Raw genomic sequence first — 24394 nt, forward strand, 5'->3', positions numbered from 1 at the left:
ACTACACCGCCGAAATGGTGACGTGATCGACCGAACATCAGAACTTTAAAATCCAAGAACAACAACTTGGCAATCCCGTGCCTCCTGTTAGAAGCCAATGGGTTATCTAACAAGGAGATTGTGCCATGAGTGGCTCTGACCTGCCCCCCGAAACTTCCCTCAGATTAATGTAGAGTTTGCTCAACCTTTCGAATGAGCAAACAGATGCGAAAGAGCCGATTTAGCGAAGTGAACCGCGCCGATCCACCTATCGGTCGCCCCCAAAGACGTACGGATATTCGAAGCCGAGGCGGCAGCCCGCCCCGCGCCTTAACATCAGTCAGGTCAGTTCCAGCACGGCCTCGACCTCGACCAGCGCATTGGCGGGCAATGACGCGACATTGACCGCCGTGCGCGCATGGCGCCCCGCCTCGCCCCAGAGGTCGGTGAACAGTTTCGAAGCGCCGTTCACAACAAACGGTCCCTCGCCATAGTCGGGATCGGCGGCGACATAACCGTTGACCTTGACCACTCCGGCGATCCGATCAAGCGACCCGGCCACCTGACGCGCACAGAACAGCAGGTTCAGCGCGCACATCCGCGCGGCCTCCTGCCCGATTGAGACGTCAAAGCCCTTGGAAATCGGGCCAAAGAACTTCGGCACACCTTCCCATTCGCAAATCTGCCCCGACAGAAACAACAGGTTACCGCTGATCTTGCCGGGCAGAAACATCGCACGAGATGGGGCAGACGGCGGCAGTTCCAGCCCCAATTCGGCCAGCTTTTTTTCGATCTCGCTCATGCCGGCTCCTTCACGCGGGTCAATTCGATTGCCACCTGGATCAACGACAGATCCGATCCCCGTGGCCCGATCAACGACAGCCCAAAGGGTGCCCCGTCGACCTTGCCCGCCGGAAAGACCACCTGTGGCAGTCCTGCCAGACCAGCCACGCAAAGCAGTTTCTGCGAGATGTGACGGTAGCCGTCGAACACCTCGACCGGCGCATCCAGCTTGAACGGCGCGTCATGCACCACCGGGGCCAAAATCACGCCATCGCTGCCAAGCAGCGCCTGAACATGGGCGGTGAACGCGGCGCGGGCTTTTTGTGCCGGCGCAATCTCGGCCTCTGTCAGCGCCTCCGCGGTGGCGGCGCGACCGTCGATGCCGCGCACCAGCGGCATACCGGATCGGCGGATATAAGGCACGATATGCTCTTTGGCGTCCGCGCCCATAGTTGTCAAAAAGACCTGATATGCCGCCTCAATCCCCTCGGGGTAAAGCCCCGTCAACGGCGCCGCATCTATACCCGCGAACCCCGCCTCACATACTGCGCGCTGCTCCGCGCCAAGGTGATCCATCATTTCGACCGGCCACAGCAGGCGCGGCTTGTCAGGCACCGGCGCATCGTCAACTTGCAGCGCAGAATGGGCCCGCAGCAGCGTCTGACCGTCGCGCGCAAAGATCCCGCAAGTGTCATAGCTGGGGGCAAGCGGCATGACGTCGTCCAGCGAAATCCGCCCGTGTGTCGGGCGCATCCCCCAGATCCCGCAAAAGCTGGCCGGGGCGCGCACCGATCCGCCGGTGTCCGACCCGATGGCGATATCCGCCAATCCACCCGCGACCGCCGCTGCCGATCCCGAAGACGACCCGCCGGGTATGCGATCGGGGGCCGCAGAGTTCACCGGCGTGCCGAAATGCGCGTTCATCCCGTACATCGACCAGGCCAGCTCATCCGTATGGGTCTTACCGACAAAGCGGGCACCGGCGTCCAGCAGCCCTTGCGCAGCAGGGCATGTGCGGTCCTTGACCGTACTCATGGCCAGCGCCAGCGGATTGCCGTTGCCGGTGCGATAGCCCGCGACGTCGTAAATATCTTTGACCGCCAGCGTCAGGCCGCTCAGCGGGCCCTCACCATTCGGCACCGCGACGGGCGGATAGGGCATGAAACAATGATAGGGGTCTTTGTCGATCAGCATCGGCTCACTCGGCAGCTAGGGGTTGGGCGGCGCGCAGACAGGCCACGCGGCGACGATCACTGGGTATATGCAACGGCGGCAATCCGGCGGCGCATTCCGGCATCGCAACAGGGCAGCGCGGCGCAAAGGGACAATTGTCAGGCCGCACCTCCAGCGCAGGAGGCGCGCCGGGGATGGCGTTCAACCGTTCGCCCCGTGCAACGTCATGCAGGTTCGCGGCCAGCAATCCTTGGGTGTAAGGGTGGCGGGCGTCGCGGATGATCTCATGCGTGGTGCCCTCTTCGACAACCTGGCCTGCATACATCACGGCGATCCTCTCGGAGATTTCCACGGCCACGCCGATGTCATGGGTGACAAAGATCACACCCATGCCGAATTCCTTTTGCAACTCTCGCAACAGCAGCAGGATCTGGATTTGCACCGTCGCATCCAGGGCCGTGGTCGGCTCATCCGCCAGCAACAGACGCGGTCGGCAGGCCAGCGCCAGCGCGATCATCACCCGCTGCCGCATCCCGCCGGACAGCTCATGCGGATAGTTGTGCAGGCGGCGATTGGCGGACGGGATGCGCACCCGGTCCAGCATGTCCAGCGCGGTCGACATGGCATCTGCCTTGTTCACGCCCTTGTGCCGCATGACGGACTCCGCGATCTGGTGACCGACGGTATAGACCGGGTCCAGCGCCAGCGCCGGTTCCTGAAACACCATCGACACCTCACCGCCACGATACCGTTGCAGCGCCTTGCCGCGCAGGGACATGATGTCGGTACCGTTCACATGGATCGAGCCGTCAATCTCTGACCGTTTCGGGGGCAAGAGCCCAAGAAGCGTCTTCAGCGTCACCGACTTTCCGGACCCGCTTTCCCCCAACAGCGCCAGCGTCTCACCTTGTTCCATCGACAGCGACACGTCGTTGATTGCATGAACAGTGCGCTTGCCCTTGAAGCGCACGTTGAGGTTCTTCATCTCCAGCAGTTTGGTCATTCCGGCACCCCCTGTCCCGCCTTGGGATGGCCGGACTCTGCGTCGTGCAAGTGACAGGCGACCATGTGATCGCCGTTGCGCGCCAACCCAGAGAGTTTCGGCACGGCCTCCTTGCAGACCGCACTGGCAAAGCGGCAGCGGGTGTGGAACCGGCAGCCCGATGGTGGATTGATCGGGTTAGGCGGGTCGCCCGCAAGTGGTGGTTCCTTGGTCCGGTTGTCCGGGTCCATCGACGGCATGGCCGAAAACAAGGAGCGCGTGTAGGGATGCGCCTGCTCTTGCCAGATGCTCTGTACCGGCGCGACCTCGACCACTTCGCCCAGATACATCACCAGAATGCGGTCCGAGATATAGCGCACCACGTTCAGGTCATGACTGATGAAGACATAGGTCAGGCCGAATTCTTCGCGCAGGTCGTTTAGCAGGTTCAGCACCTGCGCTTCGACCGATTTGTCCAGCGCCGATACCGCCTCATCCAGCACCACCAGACGCGGCGACATCGCCAGCGCGCGGGCGATATTCACCCTCTGCCTCTGTCCGCCGGACAGTTCATGCGGATAACGATGGGCAAAACGGTCGGGGTCCAGCCCCACCCGGTCCATCATCTTGCGGGCCAGGTCCTCTGGGTTGTCCAGCCCCTGCACCTTGGCGCCAAAGGCCACGGAGTCGAGGATCGTCAAGCGCGGGTTTAGCGTAGCATAGCTGTCCTGAAACACCATCTGCACACCCCGGCGCAGATCCTTCAGCGACAGGCGTTCCCCCAGCGCGTGACCGTCAAAGACAATCTCGCCCTTGTCCTTTTCGATAAGCCCGATCAGCAGCTTGGCAGTGGTGGACTTGCCGCAGCCGGATTCGCCCACGATGCCCAAAGTCTCACCCTTTTTGACCTCAAACGACACGCCGTCGACCGCCTGCACCTTGGCCTGCGTGCGGCCAAGGATGCCGCCCCGGACAGGAAAATATTTCTGCAATCCGGTCACACGGATCAGCGGTTGCGCCGGGCCGCCGGTGTCCGGCAATGGCTGGTAGGTGTCAGTCACGGACATTCATCGCACTCCTCAGACCGTCGCTCAACAGGTTCAGACACAGCGAGGTGACAAAGATCATCACGCCGGGCAGCGCCGACAGCCACGGATTTACGTAAATGACGGACCGCAGCGTGTTCAGCATCAGCCCCCATTCGGGTTCCGGCGGGCGCACGCCGATGCCAAGAAAGGACAAACCGGCGGCAAGGATCATGCAGACCGATGTCAGCGAGGTGGCATAGACAAAGATCGGTGACAGCACGTTGCCGATTACATGCACCCGGATCACCGTCCACGCGCTGGCACCAGAGGCGCGGGCGGCGTCGATGTAGTCCAGCTTGCGCACGCCGGACGTGACCGCCTCGGCCACGCGGGTAATCGGTGGGATAAAGACGATGGTCAGCGACACAAGGCTGTTGACGATCCCCGCCCCCAGCGCGCCGGAAATGGCGATGGCCAGCAGGACCGACGGAAAGGCAAAGAACACGTCCACTGTCCGCATGATGATGGTGTTGGTCAGCCCGCCGACATAACCGGCAGTGATCCCAAGGATCGACCCCGCGAAAAAGGCGATGACCACCGGCATCAGCCCAATGAACAATGTCAGCCGCCCGCCATAGATCAGCCGGGCCAGCATATCGCGGCCCTGTTCATCAGTGCCCAGCGGATAGCCCGGCGCGCCGATGGGTTTCAGCCGGGCGATCATCGAGCCCTTGTAGGGATCGGCAAGGCCCAGCCAGGGCGCAAAGACCGCGGACAGAATCAGCGCGGCGATCACCGCAAGACAGAACATCGTCAGCGGGTCGCGCACCAGCCGGTGGCCGACACCGGACCAATAGCCTTTGGATTTCTCGGCCTTCTCGGGTGCGTGGATGGAAGTGGCTTCAGCCATGGCCATATGTCACGTCCTCTGGATACGGGGGTCGATGGCGGCCTGCACCACGTCGACAATCAGGTTCATCGCCACAAAAAACAGCGCAAGGATCAGGATGGTCCCCTGCAACAAGGGCAGGTCGCGCTGGAAGATGGCGTTCGACAGCAAAAAGCCAGAGCCGGGCCAGTTGAAGACTGTCTCGATCAGGATCGAGCCGCCCAACAAGTAACCCAATTGCAGCCCCATGACCGACAGAGCGGTGGCGGCGGCGTTGCGGGCGACATGGCGCAGCACGTCGGCGCGGCTCATGCCTTTGGCGTACAGAGCGTCGACGAAATCCTGGCTCAGGATGTCGCCCGCCAGCGCCCGCACGGTGCGCGACACGATGCCGATGGGCACCACGGCCAAGGTCACGGCGGGCAGGAGGAGGTGGCGCATATGCGCCCAGTCCCAAGCCCAGCTTTGCGACCCACCCGGACCTGCGCCCATAGATGGCAGCCAGCCAAGGTTGACGGAGAAGATGATGACCAGAACGATGCCCAGCCAGTAATTCGGCACCGACACTCCGGTGATAGACAGCGCCGTCACCGCGCGGTCGATCCAGGTGTCGCGGAAATAGCCCGCGAGAAAACCAAGGAAGATACCGATGGGAAAGGCGATCACCGCCGCCGACACCGCCAGCAGCAACGAATTTTTTATCGCGCCAAAGACCTCGGCGGCGACGGGACGGCCAGAGGCGATGGACTTGCCCATGTCGCCCTGAAACAGATTCCCGATCCAGATGGCGTATTGCACGGGCAGCGGTTTATCGAGTCCATAGGCGGCGCGCATGGCGGCCTGTTCCTCGGCTGTGGCGTCGATCGGCATGATGGCGGTCAACGGATCGCCGGGGGCGATCTGGACCAGCAGGAAACAGATGACCGACACGCCAAAGGCGACGGGCAGGACCAGCAGGATGCGGCGGATGAGATAGCTGAGCACGGGGTTTGGCTTTCTGTTCCGGATGCCCCCGCCGCAGGTTGCTGCGGGGGCGGTTGACTTACTCGGCCATCGAGATGGATGAGAAGTTCTGATACCAGTTCTGCGCCTGAACAAAGCCTTCGACCTTGGGGCTCAGGGCACGCGGGGCGACGTCATGGGTGACAAAGAGGAACAGCGCCTCGTTGACGTATTTCTCATGCGTCTTCTGCAGGACGGCGGTCTGTTCCACGGGGTCAAAGGTGGTCTTGATCCCTTCGAACAGCGCTTGCATTTCCGGGTCTTTGTAGTGGCCCCAGTTGGTGCCGTTCGGCGCGATCAGACCCTCGTCGAGGTGACGGATCAGGCCGGTGAACGGGTCCTGGATGAAGTAGGTAAAGTTGATTGACTGCGCGCCATCCACGGCCTCGTCCGCAGCACCTGCACGCCACAGGTTGATCATCTGGTTCCACTCGACGACCATGAATTCGACGTCGATCCAGACCTCTGCAAGGCTCTGCTGGATGTATTCGTTCATCGGCAGCGGCAACATTTGGCCCGAACCTGACGGAGAGATCAGCGCCTTGACCGTCAGACGGTTGTCGGGGCCAAAACCTGCCTCTGTCATCAGCGCCTTGGCAGCGTCGAGGTCATAAGACGGATCAAACGTCGGGGTGCCGAACCACTGCGACGATGGCGGCAGGAAGCCCTTGGCCGGAACCATCAGACCACCCAGCAGCGGCATCATGCTTTCGCGGTCGATCGCCATGTTGGCGGCCTTGCGCACGCGGATGTCATTCCAGGGCGAGCCTTCCAGACGCGACAGGTGCCATGTCCAGTTGTGCGGATAGGCGTTGGAGGAAATGACAAAGCCATTGCCGGTCATCGCCGGGATGGTGTCGGGCGCAGGCGCTTCGATCCAGTCAACCTGACCGGACATCAGTGCCGCGGCACGCGCGTTGGGTTCGGGCAGCGGGATCAGCACCATCTTGTCCAGCTTGGGGATGCGGGTGTCGTCCCAGTAGTCGGCGTTCGGCACCAGTTCGGCGCGCTCACGCGGGACAAAGGATTCCAGCTTCCACGGACCGGTGCCCGACGGCGCCATGGCGACCTTTTCCCAGTCCTTGTCCATAGCCTCCCAGTTGGCTTTGGACGACATCAGGATCCATGCCAGCTGATAGGGCAGCGTCGCGTCTGGCACCTTGGTGGTGATGGTCAGCGTCAGATCGTCCACCGCCTCATAAGAGGCCACGGCGGGGATACGGCTTTTGCCTTGCGCCGACTGGCGCGGGTCGTATTGCTCGGCTGTGTCGTCCAGCAGTTTGTCAAAGTTCCAAACGATCACCTCGGCGGTCAGCGGCGATCCGTCGTGGAACGTGACGCCTTCGCGCAGCGTGAAGGTCCACGTCAGTTCGTCCTCGCCCACAGACCATTCGGTCGCAAGGCCGGGGATCAGGACCGACGGCTTGTCAGCGCTGCTCAGGTCCCATTCGATGAGTGAATCATAGACCGTATAGCCCATGAAACGCATGCCTTCGCCGCCTTGGTCGGTCTGGCCGGTGGTCAGCGGAATATCCGCTGCCGTCATGCCGACGCGCAGAACGCCTTGGGCGTTGGCCATCGTGGCACAGGACAGCGCGACCGCTGTCGCAATGGCCATAGCCCCTTTTAGAAATTTAGGCATTGATACCTCCTTGGGTTGCAAGTCATTGTTATTCCTTTGTAATATCGGTCTATCTTGCGCCGCTTCAGTTTCTTGAAACTTTGACCGGGGCATTTCTGTCCAACCAGCAGAAACGTGAATTTTCCGATCATGAATTTCTGCGCCGCAGCGAAATGCCTAATTTTTGGACTTGCGGACAGGTGTTGACGCCTCTTTTCTCGGCACACGAATCGCGCCCGCCGAAGCGCCAGACAAAAGCGCATCGCGCAATTCAACACAGGCCGCACGAATCGGCGAAATCAGCGGCACCGGGCTGGATGCTGACAAGCGTTCCGCCGCCTCTCCAAGAGGGCCGCCGCCGATGATGACCACCTCGGCACCGTCCTCGGTGGCGCGCGCCACAGCCCCGGCAAGCGCGGCATCCAACCGCGCGGGATGCGCCATCAAGGCCATCGGATCATCCTGCGTCAGATAGCAGCCAAGGTAGCCAGCCACCGGCGTCATCAAGGCATCAATCGGACCGGACAGACCGGGTGTGGTCGTCGCCACGGCAAAACGTTGCCCCCCCGCTGCCCGGGCCGAGGCCGCGCCAATCCCGATCACCGGGCAGACCATCCGCGCCGCCAGCTTCGCGCGCCCCGGATCGCCAAAGGCGGACACGATGATCCCCGCCACCCGCGGCAATTGCGCCTCTGCCACCTGTCGCCCGGCCGCCGTCAAAGCCGCCTCATCAACAATCATCTGAGGCCCCTTTGGCGCGGTCCATCCGGTGATGTCGGGCAGGATCTGGCGCGCGATCTGCAGCATTGCTTCGGTCGTGGCCGCATTGGCATTGGGGTTCATCAGCAATGGGGTCACGCCGGTGCCCCCGGTTCCGTATGGCCACCCTGTGTTTGCCCGTCGAGCGTCGCGGCAAGCCCCAGAAGCATCGCCTCACTTCCATGATCGGCAATCAGTTGCATGCCGACCGGCATCCCCTTTACCGGCGCGGCCGGAAAGGCCAGCGCCGGAAGTCCGGCCGCATTGACCCAGCCGGTATAGACCGCATGGCCCCTCGGGCCGACCGGCTTTCCGTCAATGGTTTCAGGATGGGATTGACCGGCGGGCCAGGGCATCGCCGCCGCAGTCGGCATCAGCACGGCATCATAGCCCCAGAGCCCGCGCACCGCCTCGCGCAGGGCGAAAATTCGGGTCAGCGCCTCGTAAAGGTCCACCGCGCCGACACCGGCACCGGTGCGGGCCATTGCCCGGTATTTCTCGGCGGCACCGGCCAGCAATGCGGGATCGTCGCGTTCCAGATGCGCCAGCCCGATCTCGGCAATGCCCGCCCAGACCGCGTTCAGCGGCGCCAGATCGAGTGGCAGCGGCGCTTGCGTGACCTGATGACCCAAGCCGCGCAACCGTTCCAAAGTTTCGCAAAAGCGTTCGCGGATCGCCGGGTCACAGGGTGCGTCGCCCAGAAGGTCCACCGCGAGGATGCGGCGTTGCCCGGGCTTTGCCGGAACCCCGGCGCCAGACAGCACCCGATAGAACAGCGCCAGATCGCGGGCCGACCGGGTGATCGGGCCAACGGTTTCAAGGTCCAGCAGCACCTGCGGAAGACCGCCACCGCGCTGCACCGCGCCAATCCCCGGCTTCAGCCCCCAAAGCCCGGTGTACCCCGCCGGACGCCGGATAGAGCCACCGCCATCGGTGGCCAGCCCCGCCACCGCCATGCCAGAGGCCACCGCCGTAACAACGCCGCCAGAGGATCCTCCGGGCGTCAGCGACGGATCCAAAGGATGGCCCGTGACTCCGAAACGGAGGTTCCCGGTATAGCCTTCAACCGCGAATTCGGGCGTGTTGCCCTTGCCAAGGATCACCGCACCCGCCGCGCGCAGCGCCGCCACCGGCATCTCATCCTGCTCGGCCACGCGCCGCGCCAGTTCAATGTTGCCCCAGGCGGCAGGCATCCCGCGCGCAACAAGGTTGTCCTTGACGATGATCGGCACGCCGCTCAATGCGCCGAGCGAGGCACCAGATCGACGGGCCTGCGACTGGGCCGCCGCCTCTGGCAATGCGGACCCGGACAGGGCGCTGTAGGCGTTCAATGCCCCATCCTGACGTTTAATTTCATCCAGATGCGCGCGCGTGACATCCAGTGGATCAACGCGCCCTTCGGCATAGGCCTGCAACAACGCGGTCGCATCCATGGTTTTCAGTGAAAAATCTTTCATCGGCCCACCGCCTGCGGCAGCCACGTCACCACCTGCGGCCAGAAGATCAGCGCCGAGGTGAACAGCAGCATCAGCCCCGCATAAGGAACAGCCCCCGCCACCACGTCCGAGAATGGCCCGCGATCCCCGCGCACGCCCTGCACCACATACAGGTTCATGCCCACCGGCGGCGTGATCATCCCCAGTTCACACATCAGCACCACGAAGATGCCAAACCAGATCGGGTCCACCCCCGCCTGCGCAACGATCGGCACAAAGATCGGGATCGTCAGCACCTGCATCGACAGCACGTCCATGAACATGCCAAGGATCAGGTAGAACAGCATCAGCGCAAACAGCAGTTCGACCATGGTCAGCCCCTGCGCCGCCACCCAGGACGATATCACCCCGGTGATCCCGCCCAAGGCCAGTGTCACGTTCAGGGTAAAGGCCGCGACGATGATCATCAGAATCATCCCCGTCGTTTTGGCCGTCTTGCGGAAACAGATGTCGAGAAAGGCCAGCGACAGCTTGCCCTCGGCCGCGACAAACCCCAGCGCCACGACCACAGCCAAAGCGGCACTTTCCGTCGGAGTCGCAATCCCCAGATAGATCGAGCCCATGACAATCAGGAACACCACCGCCGCAGGCACCAGATGCCTGAGTGCCGCGATTTTCACGGACCACGGGATCACCACGTCATCGCGCTTTTCGGTGTGGGTCAGGATGTCCTGCACGGCGATGAAAGCCATGAACAGCATGGTCAGCAGGATCCCCGGCACAACACCCGCGATGAACAACTGCCCGACGGACACGCTGGCCAAGGACCCATAAACCAACAGGTTGACCGAAGGCGGAATGAGAATGCCCAAGGTGCCGCCCGCCGCCAATGATCCCAGCGACCGCGAGGGCCGATAGGCGCGTTCCTCCAGCGCGGGCAGCGCCACGGTGCCCACGGTGGCCGCCGTTGCCACGGAACTGCCGGATGTGGCCGCAAACAGCGCGCAACAACCGATGTTGGTGTGCAATAGACCGCCCGGCAGCCGCCCCAGCCACAACGCCAGCGCGCCATACATCCGGTCCGCCAGCCCCGAACGCAGCAGCAGCTCGCCCAGCAGGATGAACAGCGGAATCGCGGTCAGGACCGGCTCATTCGAGGTGCCCCAGATCACCGGCCCCATGCTTTGCAGCAGCACCGGACCATACAGGACCATGCCCCCGGCCACGCCCATCATGACCATGACAGAGGCCACCGGCAACCCTGCCAGCAACAGGCCCATCATGATCGTGAATCCGATGGCGACGTCAAAGATGCTCATCTCAGCGGTCCTTCAACTGGGTCAATTCTTCGCTCAACTCGTCCTCGGCAGAGGTCGGGTTGAACGCCGCGGCCAGCGCCCGGTGCCGTCCGGTGAAAAACAAAAGGCTCGCCCGCGCCAGCAGCACAAAGGACAGCAGCGCAAAGCCCGCCAGCCCCGCGTACCAGGCCGATTGCGGCCAGATCAGTGGCGTCCGCCAGGGCGTTGCGGCGGTCGATCCATAGGCCATGGTGTCGGTAATCACGAACCAGCCGACATAGAGGAAAAACAGCCCCAGTACCGCCAGCGACAAGACTGCCAGCCAGTCCACCAGCGCCTGCGCCCAGACCGGCATCCGCGCGTGCAACACGTCGATGCGGATATGCGCGCGGTCGATCAGCGCAACGGAAAAACTCAGCGCCGCGCCGAGGGCCAGCACATAGCCGCCCAGTTCATCCGCCCCCTGCAACGAGGTATTGAACAGCTTGCGCAGCAGCGTTTCCAGCGCGACAAAACTGGAAAGGAACAAAAGCGACCAACCGAACAATCGGCTGATCCATGTGGCGAGGCGATCCATCAGGGAAATCCTTGATTGTGTTGCCCGGGCCGCCGGGAAGCGAACGGCCCGGGCATAGTCCGGCTTACATGCTGTCCTTGGCCGTCACGGCCTTGGTCCAGGCATCAGAGCAGCCGGGATTGGTAGCATCGCAGACCTCGGCCCAGGCCGGGAAGGACACGTTCGGCACAGCCGTGCCGACCAGTTCCTTGTCCGCATCGGTGGGTTCGACCAGCACGAGGTCATATTTGGTGCCTGTCTCGCAGGGTTCAGCGCCGGTGTTGCAGTTCACCGCATCAACGAACAACTCTTCGGAATAGCTCCAGATCTTGTCGGTCAGCTTGTCGAACCCGGCCTGCAGTTTCTCCTGCTCATCGGGGCTCAGATTGTTCCAGGTGTCGAGATTGATGCCATAGCCGTTCATCGCCAGTTGGAAGGCGATCGGCAGGGTATAGGACGTCACTTCGGGCCAGCCGGCGGAATTGGCCGAGGACGGGCCGGTGATGGCGCAATCCACCACGCCGCGCGCCAGCGATTGCTGAACCTCGGGGAAACCGATGGGGACCGGTGTGCCGCCGACCAGCGACACAAATTCCGCCAGGTTCTGGTCATAGACCCGCACTTTCAGCCCCTTGAGGTCGGCCAGCGACCCAATCTCGGGCTCGCAGAACAAGACCTGCGGACCAAAGGGCCAGACGCCGAGCAGCTTGGTGTTGAACTTCTCCTGAAGGCGCGCGTCGACGATGGGGGCAAAGGCCTCGACCGTTTCGCGGCCCGTGGCATAATCCGGGTTTAGTCCCACAAGGTCGAGACCAAGAATCGTCGGCTCATCCCGCGACACCTGGCTCAGGCGCAGCGACACGATGTCGAACAATCCGCCCTTGAGGATGCGCAACTGTTCGGTGTCCTTGATGCCGGTCACGTCGACCGGTTGGTAATCGGCGCTGAACCCCTCCAGCCCGGTTTCGGCGGCGAAATTCTCAAAGAACGGCTGTTCGACGTTCTTCTGGATCAGGCCGGTGGCGACCGGCTGGCCCATGACGCGGAACGTCTCGGCCCCGGCAGGAATGGCAAGCGCGGTCAGCATGGCGGCGCAGGCAAGTGTACGGATCATTTGGATGTTCCTTTGGTTTCGGAGAATGTGAGAGGTGGCAGGCCAAGGGCGGCAACGGTTTGAAATACGCCCCCCCAGCCGGTGACCTGCGCGGGATCAAGCCCGACCCGCGACAGGCAATGGGCCGCCGTGACAGCGACGGAATCGAGTACCGGGATGCCCGTGGCGTCCTCGATGCGCGCCGCCTCTGGCGCGCCGCGAAAATTGGTGCAGACAACGGCGATGGCGTCGGGCTTTGCCTCGGCCACGCGTTCGATCATCGCGCCCACCTGTGCGGGCGGATAGGTGGCGAAACTGTAATTTCCCTTGTCGTTCAGCCTTTTGGCGCTGACGACCTCGATCCCCTGCCCGGCATAGTTTGCGATCATCCGGGATTCGATCTCTTCGACATAGGGCGTCACCACACCCAGCCTTTTGACCCCCATGCCTTTCAGCAGCGCATCATAGGCAAGGATGGTCGACGTCGCGGGCACGCCGGTCCGTTCGGTGATCGCCGCACAAAGCGCGCGGTCCTTGTCCAGCCCCAGCCAAGAGGCAGACGTGCCGTTCCAGGCGATCAGATGCGGGCGGGCCTCGGCCAGCCGCTCGGCGGCCTCAAGGATCGGCTCCAGCGTGAACTGCGCCTGACTGGCATCGGACATGGAAATCTCGACCACCCGGAACCGCCCGAAATGCGCGCTGGCCGCCTCACCAAAGGGGGCGAACATGGCGCTGGTATAGGGCTCCAACACCGTGTTGGAACTGGGCGTCAGCATCCCGACGCGGCGGGGATCGACGGCGGGATACTTCATGCCGCCACCTTGTCGCGCGCGATATGCCGCCCAATGGCCGCGCCCACGGGCGCGCCGTTTTCCATAACGGTCTGGCCGCGCAAAAGGGTCCGCACCGGCCAGCCGGTGACCGCGAACCCCTCCCACGGGGTGTAGTCCGACCCGTGATGCAGGTCGCCTTGGGTGATCGCCTTTGTCAGCGTCGGATCCCACAGCACGATATCGGCATCCTTGCCCACCATCAGCGCGCCTTTGTTCGTCAGGCCGTAGATGCGCGCGTGGTTGGTGGCGGTCAGCGCGGCAAACGCCTCAAGGCTGATACGCCCCTTGCTGACCCCTTCGGAAAACAGGATCGGAAGACGCGTTTCGACCCCCGGAATCCCGTTGGGAATGTTGCGGAAAGAGACCCGCGCACCGGGCGCGTCCTTGCCCTTTTCGTCGGCAAAGCGAAACGGGCAATGGTCCGAGGAAAACACATCGAACGCCCCCTGCTCCAACCCCGCCCAGATCGCCGCCTGCTCTTGCGTATCGCGCGGCGGCGGAGAGCATACCCATTTCGCGCCCTCAAAACCCGCGCGGTCCAGATCGTCCGCCGTCAGCGTGATGTATTGCGGACAGGTCTCGGCGTAGACCTTGACGCCACGGCCCTTGGCGCGGCGGATTTCCTCCAGCGCGGCACCGTTCGACACATGCACCACCATCAGCGGTACACCCGCCACTTCGGCCAGCGTGGTGGCGCGGTGTGTGGCTTCGCGTTCCACCGGCACCGGGCGAGAGCGGGCATGAAACACCGGCGCGGTGTCCCCTGCCCTTTCCGCCTTGTCGCGCAAAAATTCGATGGCGTCCTCGTTTTCGGCGTGAACCAGCGTCAACGCGCCCTGCGCTTTCGCCACATCCATCACCTGCAAAATCTCGGAATCCTTCAGGCGCATCCCCTCGTAGGTCATAAAGACCTTGAAGCTGGTCAGCCCCTGCGCGATCAACGCTGGCAGGTCCTGCCCCAGGGTGACGGGGTCGGCGCTCTTGACGATCAGGTGACAGGAGATGTCTGTCAGGCACTGGCCCTCTGCGCGCGCAAGATAGGCGACAGTTGCCTCGCGCAGGCTTTGATCCTCATCGGGCAGGACAAAGGGCATCACCAGCGTGTTGCCGCCACAGGCCGCCGCACGGGTGGCGCTGGCGAAATCATCCGCCATCTCGATCCCCGGTCCGGACGGCTGGGCGATATGCACGTGACTGTCGATGCCGCCGGGCATAGCGATCAGACCGGTCGCGTCGATCATCTCATCGCCCGACAAATCGGTGCCCAGCGTCACGATGCGCCCGTCCCGGATACCGATATCGCACTGTGCCGCCCCGGCGGGTGTCACCACCCGCGCGCCGGAAATCACCGTATCATGTGTTGAAAGTTGACCTTGCATACCCACCGTTCCTGTCGCGTTCGACCAAACGCTAGCGAGGCTTTCGATTGCCAACCATGACAAAATAAGCAAGGTTGCATTCTCGAAATGAGAACGCAATTCAGGAGCGTATTTGCATGAAACTTCACCTCGTTCCGCGCCAGTTGCTGTATCTTGAGGCGGTCGCAGAACACGGATCCATTCAGGCGGCGTCACGCGCGCTGGGAATCGCCGCTTCGGCCATCGACCGGCACATCAAGACGTTGGAAGAGGCCAATGGCGCACCCCTGTTCGAACGTCTGCCGCGCGGAATGCGACCCACGGCCGCCGGCGAGTCGGTGATTGTCATGGCGCGGCGCTGGCGCGCCGATGCCGACCGTCTGGAAACCGACCTGCTGGAAATGCGGGGCAAGGAATACGGGTCGGTCCGGCTGGCGGGCATGGACAGTCTGTGCAACGGCGTGCTGCTGGACCTGCACAAGGACCTGCGCGCCAACCAGCCCAACCTGCGCCTCTCGCTGGACATCATGACCCCGACAGAGGCCCTGCGCGCGCTGGAAGAAGGCACAGTCGACGTCGCCATGACCTTTAACGCCCCGCCTATGCGACACCAGCATGTGCTGTGGCAGCGCAAGCTAAGGCTGGGTTGCATCGTCGCCCCCAACCACCCACTGGCCACGGCTGAAAAGCTGTCGCTTTCGGATGTGGACGGTCACGCACTGGTGTCGCAAAGCGCGCTGATGCCGACGCGGCAATACCTGGACAACCGCCACGCGTGGTTCTTTGCCTCTAACCGGCCTGTGCTGACCTCGAATTCAATCCAACTGCTGAAACAGGCGTTGCTTCAGGGGGACGTGGCAATGATCACCTCGGAACTGGATATGCTGCCTGAATTGATGGACGGCAGGCTGCGGTTCCTGCCGTTGAAAGAGGCCGGGCTGGCCTCGCCCACCATCTCGACGGTGATCGACGCGCGCCGCCCGCTGTCCCGAGCCGCCCGCGTCGTCGCCGAATATCTTGGCTCACAGACAGAAGAGCTGATCAGCGCGTTTGCGGAACCAACTGCACTGTGATCTCTCTGAACCCGGCAACCGTGGCCTGAACGGTGCTGGCCGCCTCAAACCATGGCAACCCGCAGAGCGATCCGGTGATGACGTGGTGTCCGACCTTTAGCCCGCCGCAATGATCGCCGATCTTGTCGAGAAACGGCTGCTAACCGGGCCGATCTTACCAAGACGGCGGGGTTGTAACGTGGATCAGACACCATCGCTCTTCAACGCCGTCAGCGCCACCACATGACGCGGGAGATCACTGCGGGAATGCAGGATATCCACGATGACGACCTCATCGGGCTGGTCCAGAAAAACCAGAAAATGCTCCCCTGCCCTTACGAACCGCAGGTCATCGGCTTCATCCACGAGGACTGCACAACTCCGGCTATGCGCCTGCCCGTTCAGAATCCCTTCACACCGAATTAGCAATTCTGCTTCGTAAAGTTCTGCTTGGCGCAGCCCAAAGTTCTCGATCGTCCATCTGGCGATTTCGGTGAGGCTCGCTTCGGCACGACGGGTCAGCCGAAAGGATCTGCTCATGAACGAGCGCGCGCAGTCGCAAAGGCCCTTCGGATCACATCTTTACCGCTGCCCTCCGCAAAATCACCCGCCTTGGCCTGCGCCAGACCTTCAAGTAGACCCTTCCGGATCCCTGCCAGCTCTGCTTCTTCCTGCTCGAGCAGCCTCAGACCAGCCCGCATCGCTTCGCTCACATTCTGGTAGCGCCCGGACGCCACCAATGCTTGGACCAGATGGTCTTGGGCTTCGGTCAGGACAACGTTGCGTGTCACCATGGGTCAGATCTCCTCTATTGGCAATATATGCCAATGCATAATTTTGGTCAATGGAACCTGTCGTTGGTCCGCGAACAGCACATGATGCAACCTTTTCTCTCATCGCTATCAATCGGTCGTTTAGTAGCGGTGTATGAAATTGCAAACGGCCGGTTTTGATACCTCTGATAAGCTATGCACGTGTTTCCACCGAGGATCAGCTCCCCCAAGCCCCAGTCTGAAGCCCTTCAATCTGCGGGTTGCGTAGAGATCGTTGAAGAGCACGCCTCAGGAGGAAATCGTGCGCGACCGGTGCTTGCCTGCGACCTGAACCGCTTCCGGCAGGTTCGGTGCGATCTGCAGCTCGAATCTGGCGGTCCAGCGCCGGATGGCTTTATAGGACACGTCAACGCCACGCTCGACCAGCATCTTCTCGACCTCACGCGAGCTTCCCGTGATGACTGACCACCGCAGCACAGTGGCGGCGTTGTCTCGCACGCGAGACACATCAATCCGATTGCTCTGGCAGACCTTCCGGGATCAAATCGGACCAGAAGTCACGCACCTTGGAAAACACCGCCCGTGCGTGCCAGCCGTACCGCCGGAACTGGCCGAGTTCGAAATCGTCCTCCAGCTGGCGTTCGAAACGAACCCGCACCGCTTTGCGACTGGCCGGAGACCGTTTCTCGAGGCTGGCGTCGATCAGCTCGAGGCAGGTCTGCCGCCAAGCGGCAAAGCGTGCCTTCTCGGCGGTGCGCTCGATTTCGGCAATCTCTTCCTCACTCGGTTCCGCAACCACTGGCGCAGATTTCACCGGCGTAGATTTTACTGGCGTAGATTTTACTGGCGCCGGAGCCGTCTGTTTGAAGTCGCCCTTGATCGCCGCCGCGAGATACCCAGTCGGGGTCTTGCGCACCCTGCCCCGGCGACGCTCGGCTTCGACAAAATCCATTTTCTCGGCCACATAGGCCTCGCCGTGCTCGGCAATCCAACGCTGAGCAAGCCGCTCTGCAATTCCGTTTTGAACCAACCGCCGAAAGGCGTCCGACTTGCGAACAGCATCGTCATCGCCGAAGTCAAACAGTGTTTCCTGACCATTACGCGAAATTAGAAACCGGATGTATTTCGCCCGGCGGCTCTCGCGGCGAACCTCGGCCACCAGCGAGATGTCGGAAACGGCATTCACCTCTTTGACAGACGGCTTGATGATCTTGGCGTTCAATTTCGAGTAATCATCGTAGTACACCATGTCATGCACGCCCATCAGGCGACGAAAGACATCAAGCTCCCACCAACCGGTGCTCCCTGTGCGCACAAAGCGAAAGCAGTTCTCATAGAGCGCCAGCGCATGCCCCGAGGTGAAGTTACGCTGAATGCGCATGTTGATCATTGAAAACACGCTGGGATCAAAGAGCTTGGCCGCCAGCGGCGCGGAGTAGGCATATTCGCAGACACCGCCCGCCAGCTTCGCATAGGAAATCAACGAGGAAACGCCCCATTCCTCCTCGCCGTTGTCACCCAGCATGTTCCATTCCGCCGTGGTCTCAGCCAGGGCCCGTAGCGCCGCCTTGAGTGTATCGCGATCCCGTGACGTATAGCCCGACAAAGCGCAAAGTGTTTCGGCGTCGATCCGATGCGTATTCTTGGTCAACAGCTCATCATAAGCATGGAGCAACAAGCAGTTGCTGAGCTTACGCTGCAACAAGGTCAGCTTGCCGCCGACATGGATTGCAGCCACGTGCTTGCGAAGACTTTCCCGTTCGGTGACTGTGCGGAACTGCGTCACTGCGCGACTCACATTATTGTTTTGGCCATACGACCGGAAAACCAACCCGACTGTCAATCGCCACGGGTAGATATTTTCCCTGCCACCCTAGATGGCCGCACGTATCTGGGTAGGTTTCACACAAGGGAGTGCACGTAAACGGGTCTGTTTCGAAGACAATCCACCCCCAGACGAGGCAAAAATGGGCCGAGAGCCGCAGTTTACAACAAGTTTTGACTCTGATTCCTACGCGGCGGCCAGAAATAAAGCCTGCACGCAAACGGGTCAACTTGTGCACGTAAAAGGGTTGATTTGCGACCGTATCTGGGTCGATCCCATCACGAAGACGGGTCGATTTCGTCCTGATCTTGGGGCGATAGCAATCGGCAAGTGATTGAAAGATAACACGCAATTCAAACGGAAAGATTCTTAAAGAGTCCTAAATAATACAAAGGTTTTGCTGTCTGTTTTCTTTGAAATTTAGATCTGGGAAGGGTGTCTCGCACGCGTGACACCGGAAAATAATTCTCTTATGATATCCACGAGCTCTGGAGTTCGCACAAACGCGCGTAAGCAGAGAAAGCACGAACATTCGAGGCAATGACACATGAGCAGCCCCAACCCCTCTATATCACTGCAACCTATTGATCCGAGGGATGCGCTAAACGATGTGCCGGACCGGGTCACGACCGAACGGTTCACCGTCGCAGCCGAGATCTGTATGCGGGCCAGAGATGATCTTGCCAGACGAGGCTACAAACCTGATGGGGCAAAAATCCTGCGGCGCTTCGGCATTTGGGAGATTACCACTTTCATGTTGCCAGTGTCGGCACAACATCTGCGGCGGGTTCTTAAGGCTAACCCGGATCTGCCCCAGGGAGAGTCTGAGAAGGCCGGTAGTGCCAAGACCTTTACCTTGAATGAGGTCAACCAGATACGGGCCTTCCTGGAGGCCGAGGGACAGCAAGGTAAAGGCTATCGCCCATACCGGCCCAAGGACCGGCCCGCCAAGGTTGTTTCGGTTTGCAACTTCAAGGGAGGGGTGGCAAAAACCACCACCGGGGCGCATTTGGCGATGGCTTCGGCGTTGGATGGCTACCGGGTGCTTGTCATTGATCTCGACAGCCAGGCGTCGATGAGCACGATGTTTGGCTCCCTGGCTGAGGATGAGGGTCAGACCGCCTATTCTATCCTCGCCTGGCACCGCGCCCGTCACGCAGCCATGACGATGGGTATCGAGGACCTGACCTCTGAAGAACTTGACGAGGAAATCCGCGAGGCCGCCGCGGTGACGGCAGATGACGTGATATTCGGAACGCACTGGCCCACGATCGACATCCTGCCAGCGCAGCTCAACCTGTATTGGGCGGAGTTCCAAGTGCCGGTTTGGATGCAGACCCACAGAAGCTGGCAGTTCTGGGATGCGCTGCGCGCTTTCCTGGAGGTTCAAAACCTGCTGTCCGATTATGACATCATCATTATCGACACGCCGCCCGCGCTTGGCTATCTGACAATCAACGCGCTCTCTGCGGCGGATATTCTTCTAATTCCAGTCGGTGCAAGCTTCATCGAGTTCGACTCCACCGGCCGCTTCTTTGACATGCTTTACACCACTTTCGTCAGCATCGAAGACAGCATGGCACGGTTGCACGAAGATGCCCCGAAGTTTTCCTGGGATGCGGTGCAGGTCCTATTGACGCGCTATGACGACGCTCAGCAATCGGAACTTGCCAATGTCATCCAGGTCTATCTCGACGATTTCGTCGCCAATTATCGGCAGGAGTTCACCGCACTTGTTGGCCAGGCGGGGGAACGTGTGTCCGGCATTTATGAGGCCAGCCACACGGATTTCAACCGCGACACGTATCGTCGCGGCCGCGAGACATTCGACCGGTGTTATCACGAATTCAAGAGACTTTTGATCGGGTGCTGGGAACGCGACCGGATCGAAGCAGAGCGCAAGGAGGCTGCTGAATGACACGCAAAAGACTGGGCAGTATCGACAAGGACGCGGTTTCAACGCTCCGTTCTGTAGCGGAAAAAACTGCGGCCGACAGGCGTGGCGGTATCGGCGGCAAGACGCCTCCGATTGCGCAGGTCGCGGGTGGCGCGGCGCGCTCGCTCGAGGGAGAGATCCTGCGGCTACGCAAAGACCGGGACATGTTCAAGGGCGATGCCGAAGCCTGGCGCTCGGCACAAACCGCCGGGCTTGTCATCGTTCAGATCGATCTCGACCAAATCGACGATCATGCCTATACGCGCGACAGGCGGTATCTGGATCGCGATGGCGAGGCTTGGCACGAGCTGAAGGACAGCCTGCGCGCCCGTGGTCAGCAGACCCCAATCGAGGTCACGGTGTCGGACAAGGATCCGGACACTTACCGTCTGGTGAGCGGGTTCCGACGGCTAAGCGCCCTGCGCGAGTTGCGGTCCGAGACCGGCGAGGACCGCTTTGCCACTGTCATGGCGCTGGTCACCGATCGGCCCGAGACGGTTGATGCCATGGTGGCCATGGTCGAGGAAAACGAAATCCGTCAGGATGTGAGCTTCTATGAACGCGGGCGGATTTGCTGTCTTGCGGTCGAACACGGTGTGGTGGAAACCGTCGACGATGCCATCCAGATCCTATTCGCCAACTCCAGCCGCAACCGGCGTTACAAGATCAGGAACTTTACGCTGATCCATCAACAGCTCGCGCCCTATCTGGACTATCCGGAGGCCATCGGCGAACGGTTGGGCGCGCGTCTGGCTCAGGCCCTGAAAGAGGGCAGGGGCGAGGAGTTGACCGCGGTGTTGACCGACCGGGGTGAGAAATTCGCTGATGCCTCTGAGGAGACCGCGCTGTTGGGCGCGTTTATTGAACGTAAAGGTGTTTTCGCAGAGGAGCGATCGGTGCGAAGACCGGACGTATTGACGGCCAATTGGGAAGGGCAGGGTGGTCTAAGGTTGAGCGCGAAGGCACGCGGCAAGCGGGTCACGCTGGATTTGTCCGGGCTTGAGATCACGGACGAGGCAGTGCTTGAGGAGCTTCTGATCCGGATTGGCGCCGCGGCGGAGACTTAAGAGCAATCCCGGTGTCTCGCGCGCGAGACACCCCCCTTGGCGGCCCGTGGCGGATTTGCAGTTTGAGAGCGGACAGGTTCCGTGAGACGAGACCGCCAGGGCAGGGAGGCGTTCTGGCTGGCGGGAAAGAGCTTAATTCGGCCGAATCCACCCATGGAATTAGAACGACAGGAGCGTGTTGTTGATGCCACTATTATATGTCCGGAAATGCATTATCGGACATAATCGAGGTGGACGAGGTAGGGCGGATAAGTTTACAATTGCCAATGAAAAGCGCCGCCGAGTTGTAGCCTTCGGTCATGGCATTTACCCGGCATGATCCCATCGACGACCTCGACACAATACCCGGGATGCCCGCTTGGGTCACCTCTGTACTTGGCGAAGCCCTTGAAGATGTAACGTTTTTGTCGGGCGCCGTACTGAACCACCTGCATCTTGTGCTGGGACAGACCGGGGTGCCCCAAGCCTTGTTGCGGGACCGGCTCGCGCGGCCAAGGCGGTGTCGTGTTATCCGGTCGTCCGGAGCGGGCGGCGGAGCTGCGCTCCACCGTGCACCTTCTGCGACCCGGAGACCTGCTCAGACCGGCCGGGGGCGATCAAGGCTCTGGGCCGCGCCTGTCGGCACCGCGGGTTCAGTGCGATCTGCAGCCCGAATTTGGCGGTCCAGCGCCGGATGGTTCTATAGGACACGTCAATGCCACGTCCAGGCAGCATCCACTCAACCCCACGCAAGCTCAGATCGAACCGAACGTACAGCCACAGTCAAACCGCATGGGCAATGATCTCCGACGGAAAACGGTGGCGCTTGTAGCAGACTTTCTCTGTTTGCATAGATACGGCTTATGCCCAGATCAATGACCCGGAAAAATCACGCCCGTTAATGTGACAACACCCATGGCACGCGAGGCGCACAGGGCTGTAAAGTTCCATAGAATACATCTCCCCGCCTTCAGCTCGTTCGCTTCGGGCATAAGGTGCGGACTTTTGCTCCACGATAACGGTCAGATTATCCGACTGAATCGGTGGGTATTTTGGCTCCGGGATTCACAAGTCACGTCGCGGATTGACGGCCTTCATCTACGGGTGAGGTCGTCGATCGCGAGCAGTATATTTTCGCGCATTTTTTGACGCGCCAGGTCGGGATCTTGCTGCCGGATTGCGTTCAATACATCCTGATGAATCCGTAATGCAGGCGAGAGATCCTCAACAGCCCCTCCAGTGATAGAGAGTACGTGTTCGATTGCAGCACGAAGCGATCGTGAAAATTGAAGGAATGCGGGGTTGTGGGTAGCAGCCATGACTAGTTGATGAAAATCAGCATCCGCTTTAAGAAAGTCGCTGCGTGTGGCAGCGTCGCGCATCGCGTCGAAAGTAGCACCGATAGCGGCAATTTCCGACAAGGTCGCGCGCTTTGCGGCCAGTGCTGCGGCTTCGGGTTCAAGGGCCAAGCGGATCTCGAGGATTGAGGCCTCCAGTACTGGATCGTGGGGTTGCGCCCCAATCCATCCGAGGACTTTGGGGTCAAGGATATTCCACTCTGACCGGGGCTGGACCAACGTGCCCACCCGTCGCCGAGAAGAGATTAACCCCTTTTCGACCAGAAACTTGAGTGCTTCACGAACTGCTGTTCGGCTCAGTCCATACGTCCTTGCGAGGTCGGTTTCGCGCAAGAACTTACTGCCGGGCGCGCGCTTGCCGCTGATGATCTCCTGACCGAGCATTTCGATCAGATCATCCGTTGTCTTGGGCTGCTGCTCCACGCTTTGCTGCGCCTCCATTTCTTTCCTCGTAAAATTTACACTCAAAACCCCGGATTCTCTTCGGTGCAATTTCCGAAAATGTCCAGAGAAACGCGGGGAAATCCCCCTAAGAGCGAAAAAGGTCCGATTTAATAATTGAAAGGTCTGACCTTTATGTCAATATGGATGCACATTGATTCGAAGCTCAGGGAGGGTCCAATGAAACTACTGAAACTTGCAGCCACCGTGGCGGCACTTGCCGTTCCGACATTCGTGTCCGCACAGGACGTGAAGATCGGCTTTATCGTAAAACAGCCCGAGGAGCCGTGGTTCCAGGACGAATGGAAGTTTGCGGACATTGCCTCAGTGGAAAAAGGGTTCAAGGTCATCCAGATCGGCGCCGTCGACGGGGAAAAGGTCATGGCGGCCATCGACAACCTCGGCGCGCAGGGCGTTGACGGTTTCATCATCTGTACGCCAGACGTCAATCTCGGACCGGGCATCGTGGCCAAGGCCGCGGCCAACGGTCTCAAGCTGATGACCGTCGACGACCGCCTGATTGGCGCGAATGGCGAGCCGATGAAAGATGTGCCGCATATGGGTATTTCGGCGCGCAAGATCGGTGAGGATGTGGGCAAGGCCATTGCTGAAGCTGCAACCGAACGTGGCTGGGGTCTCGACGAGATCGGCGTGGTCCGCGTGTCCTACGACCAGCTTCCCACGGCGGTTGATCGCGTCGATGGCGCGCTGGATATGCTGCGCAAGGCGGGTGTGTCCGACACCCATATCTTCGACGCACCGCAGGCGCGCACGGATACCGAAGCGGCGCTGAACGCGGCCACTATCGTGCTGAACAAGAACCCCGACGTTAAATACTGGGCGGCTGTGGGGCTAAACGACGAGGCCGTTCTCGGGGCCGTGCGGGCAGCCGAAAGCGTTGGTATCAACCCGGATCACATGATCGGTGTCGGTATCGGCGGTTCGGATTCTGCGATTAACGAGTTCGAAAAGCCGGATGCAACGGGGTTCTACGGCACGGTCATCATTTCGCCGAAACGTCATGGGTATGAGACCGCGATGAACATGTATGAGTGGATCACTGAGGGCAAAGAGCCTGATGCGCTGATCCTCACATCCGGTGCATTGGCCACACGGTCCGACTACCAGGAAGTTCGTGCCAGCCTCGGCATCGAATAACCCCGACCACGTCCA

The 24394-nt window shown here is 61.0% G+C and carries 23 protein-coding genes and 3 pseudogenes; 6 read left to right on the forward strand and 20 right to left on the reverse strand.

What is annotated here, in order from left to right:
- Nucleotides 1-319: 319 nt before the first annotated feature.
- The 14 genes from Q4577_RS21675 to hydA form a co-directional block, all read right to left on the reverse strand.
- Nucleotides 320-781: a RidA family protein gene (locus Q4577_RS21675; protein WP_303472732.1), complete on the reverse strand. Its 462-nt coding sequence runs from the start codon at nucleotides 779-781 to the stop codon at nucleotides 320-322.
- Nucleotides 778-1956 carry an amidase gene (locus tag Q4577_RS21680; protein WP_303472734.1) on the reverse strand — a complete coding sequence of 393 codons (1179 nt, stop codon included), beginning with the start codon at nucleotides 1954-1956 and terminating at the stop codon, nucleotides 778-780. The genes Q4577_RS21675 and Q4577_RS21680 overlap by 4 nt, the downstream gene beginning before the upstream one ends.
- 4 nt (nucleotides 1957-1960) lie before the next feature.
- Nucleotides 1961-2938 (reverse strand): ABC transporter ATP-binding protein, encoded by a 978-nt coding sequence (locus Q4577_RS21685; RefSeq protein WP_303472736.1) that lies wholly within the window; start codon nucleotides 2936-2938, stop codon nucleotides 1961-1963.
- Nucleotides 2935-3984: an ABC transporter ATP-binding protein gene (locus Q4577_RS21690; protein ID WP_303472738.1), complete on the reverse strand. Its 1050-nt coding sequence runs from the start codon at nucleotides 3982-3984 to the stop codon at nucleotides 2935-2937. The genes Q4577_RS21685 and Q4577_RS21690 overlap by 4 nt, the downstream gene beginning before the upstream one ends.
- Nucleotides 3971-4861 (reverse strand): ABC transporter permease, encoded by an 891-nt coding sequence (locus Q4577_RS21695; RefSeq protein ID WP_303472740.1) that lies wholly within the window; start codon nucleotides 4859-4861, stop codon nucleotides 3971-3973. The genes Q4577_RS21690 and Q4577_RS21695 overlap by 14 nt, the downstream gene beginning before the upstream one ends.
- A 3-nt stretch (nucleotides 4862-4864) precedes the next feature.
- A complete protein-coding gene (locus Q4577_RS21700) occupies nucleotides 4865-5818 on the reverse strand; it encodes an ABC transporter permease (protein WP_303472741.1) in 954 nt (317 codons plus the stop codon).
- 58 nt (nucleotides 5819-5876) lie between these two features.
- Complete coding sequence (locus tag Q4577_RS21705; protein WP_303472743.1) at nucleotides 5877-7478, reverse strand: ABC transporter substrate-binding protein; 1602 nt, start codon at nucleotides 7476-7478, stop codon at nucleotides 5877-5879.
- Between the two features lie 156 nt (nucleotides 7479-7634).
- A complete protein-coding gene (locus tag Q4577_RS21710; RefSeq protein WP_303472745.1) occupies nucleotides 7635-8315 on the reverse strand; it encodes an aspartate/glutamate racemase family protein in 681 nt (226 codons plus the stop codon).
- Nucleotides 8312-9673 (reverse strand): amidase, encoded by a 1362-nt coding sequence (locus Q4577_RS21715; protein ID WP_303472747.1) that lies wholly within the window; start codon nucleotides 9671-9673, stop codon nucleotides 8312-8314. The genes Q4577_RS21710 and Q4577_RS21715 overlap by 4 nt, the downstream gene beginning before the upstream one ends.
- On the reverse strand, nucleotides 9670-10971 hold the full coding sequence (locus Q4577_RS21720; protein WP_303472749.1) for a TRAP transporter large permease: 1302 nt from the start codon (nucleotides 10969-10971) through the stop codon (nucleotides 9670-9672). The genes Q4577_RS21715 and Q4577_RS21720 overlap by 4 nt, the downstream gene beginning before the upstream one ends.
- A 1-nt stretch (nucleotide 10972) precedes the next feature.
- Nucleotides 10973-11527: a TRAP transporter small permease subunit gene (locus Q4577_RS21725; protein ID WP_303472751.1), complete on the reverse strand. Its 555-nt coding sequence runs from the start codon at nucleotides 11525-11527 to the stop codon at nucleotides 10973-10975.
- 64 nt (nucleotides 11528-11591) lie between these two features.
- Nucleotides 11592-12620: a TRAP transporter substrate-binding protein gene (locus Q4577_RS21730; RefSeq protein WP_303472753.1), complete on the reverse strand. Its 1029-nt coding sequence runs from the start codon at nucleotides 12618-12620 to the stop codon at nucleotides 11592-11594.
- Complete coding sequence (locus tag Q4577_RS21735; protein ID WP_303472755.1) at nucleotides 12617-13411, reverse strand: aspartate/glutamate racemase family protein; 795 nt, start codon at nucleotides 13409-13411, stop codon at nucleotides 12617-12619. The genes Q4577_RS21730 and Q4577_RS21735 overlap by 4 nt, the downstream gene beginning before the upstream one ends.
- Complete coding sequence (hydA, locus tag Q4577_RS21740) at nucleotides 13408-14811, reverse strand: dihydropyrimidinase (RefSeq protein WP_303472757.1); 1404 nt, start codon at nucleotides 14809-14811, stop codon at nucleotides 13408-13410. The genes Q4577_RS21735 and hydA overlap by 4 nt, the downstream gene beginning before the upstream one ends.
- 116 nt (nucleotides 14812-14927) lie before the next feature.
- On the opposite strand from hydA, the gene Q4577_RS21745 reads away from it, so the two are divergent.
- On the forward strand, nucleotides 14928-15863 hold the full coding sequence (locus Q4577_RS21745) for a LysR family transcriptional regulator (RefSeq protein WP_303472759.1): 936 nt from the start codon (nucleotides 14928-14930) through the stop codon (nucleotides 15861-15863).
- A gap of 183 nt (nucleotides 15864-16046) precedes the next feature.
- Here the strand turns inward: Q4577_RS21745 and Q4577_RS21750 are convergent, their stop codons facing one another.
- Together Q4577_RS21750 and Q4577_RS21755 are read right to left on the reverse strand one after the other, a co-directional pair.
- Nucleotides 16047-16382, reverse strand: a complete 336-nt coding sequence (locus tag Q4577_RS21750) for a type II toxin-antitoxin system RelE/ParE family toxin (protein ID WP_303472761.1) — start codon at nucleotides 16380-16382, stop codon at nucleotides 16047-16049.
- Nucleotides 16379-16636 carry a type II toxin-antitoxin system ParD family antitoxin gene (locus Q4577_RS21755; protein ID WP_303472763.1) on the reverse strand — a complete coding sequence of 86 codons (258 nt, stop codon included), beginning with the start codon at nucleotides 16634-16636 and terminating at the stop codon, nucleotides 16379-16381. Before Q4577_RS21755 ends, Q4577_RS21750 begins: the two co-directional genes overlap by 4 nt.
- A gap of 158 nt (nucleotides 16637-16794) precedes the next feature.
- Between Q4577_RS21755 and Q4577_RS21760 the strand changes: the two are divergent.
- A pseudogene (locus Q4577_RS21760) lies at nucleotides 16795-16936 on the forward strand (recombinase family protein); the annotation flags it as partial.
- On the opposite strand, the gene Q4577_RS21765 reads toward Q4577_RS21760, so the two are convergent.
- Both Q4577_RS21765 and Q4577_RS21770 read right to left on the reverse strand, forming a co-directional pair.
- Nucleotides 16904-17122, reverse strand: a complete 219-nt coding sequence (locus tag Q4577_RS21765; RefSeq protein WP_303472786.1) for a hypothetical protein — start codon at nucleotides 17120-17122, stop codon at nucleotides 16904-16906. The pseudogene Q4577_RS21760 and the gene Q4577_RS21765 sit on opposite strands and share 33 nt — an antisense overlap.
- A 1-nt stretch (nucleotide 17123) precedes the next feature.
- The gene (locus Q4577_RS21770; RefSeq protein WP_303567655.1) at nucleotides 17124-18401 is read right to left on the reverse strand and encodes a replication initiation protein; all 1278 of its coding nucleotides are present in this window, start codon (nucleotides 18399-18401) and stop codon (nucleotides 17124-17126) included.
- Nucleotides 18402-18987: 586 nt separating this feature from the next.
- On the opposite strand from Q4577_RS21770, the gene Q4577_RS21775 reads away from it, so the two are divergent.
- The 3 genes and pseudogenes from Q4577_RS21775 to Q4577_RS21785 form a co-directional block, all read left to right on the forward strand.
- Nucleotides 18988-20358 carry an AAA family ATPase gene (locus Q4577_RS21775; RefSeq protein ID WP_303472767.1) on the forward strand — a complete coding sequence of 457 codons (1371 nt, stop codon included), beginning with the start codon at nucleotides 18988-18990 and terminating at the stop codon, nucleotides 20356-20358.
- Entirely contained in the window at nucleotides 20355-21443 is a 1089-nt protein-coding gene (locus Q4577_RS21780; RefSeq protein ID WP_303472769.1) for a ParB N-terminal domain-containing protein, read from the forward strand. The genes Q4577_RS21775 and Q4577_RS21780 overlap by 4 nt, the downstream gene beginning before the upstream one ends.
- Before the next feature lie 299 nt (nucleotides 21444-21742).
- A pseudogene (locus Q4577_RS21785) lies at nucleotides 21743-22034 on the forward strand (DUF1403 family protein); the annotation flags it as partial.
- A gap of 57 nt (nucleotides 22035-22091) precedes the next feature.
- On the opposite strand, the pseudogene Q4577_RS21790 reads toward Q4577_RS21785, so the two are convergent.
- Both Q4577_RS21790 and Q4577_RS21795 read right to left on the reverse strand, forming a co-directional pair.
- Nucleotides 22092-22274 (reverse strand): annotated as a pseudogene (locus Q4577_RS21790) (IS6 family transposase); the annotation flags it as partial.
- A 242-nt stretch (nucleotides 22275-22516) separates the two neighbouring features.
- On the reverse strand, nucleotides 22517-23221 hold the full coding sequence (locus Q4577_RS21795; RefSeq protein ID WP_303472770.1) for a FadR/GntR family transcriptional regulator: 705 nt from the start codon (nucleotides 23219-23221) through the stop codon (nucleotides 22517-22519).
- Between the two features lie 180 nt (nucleotides 23222-23401).
- On the opposite strand from Q4577_RS21795, the gene Q4577_RS21800 reads away from it, so the two are divergent.
- Entirely contained in the window at nucleotides 23402-24379 is a 978-nt protein-coding gene (locus tag Q4577_RS21800; protein WP_303472772.1) for an arabinose ABC transporter substrate-binding protein, read from the forward strand.
- The last annotated feature ends 15 nt before the right edge of the window (nucleotides 24380-24394 follow it).

Origin of the sequence: Marinovum sp. 2_MG-2023 (genome assembly GCF_030548265.1) — a bacterium.
GTDB lineage: Bacteria > Pseudomonadota > Alphaproteobacteria > Rhodobacterales > Rhodobacteraceae > Marinovum.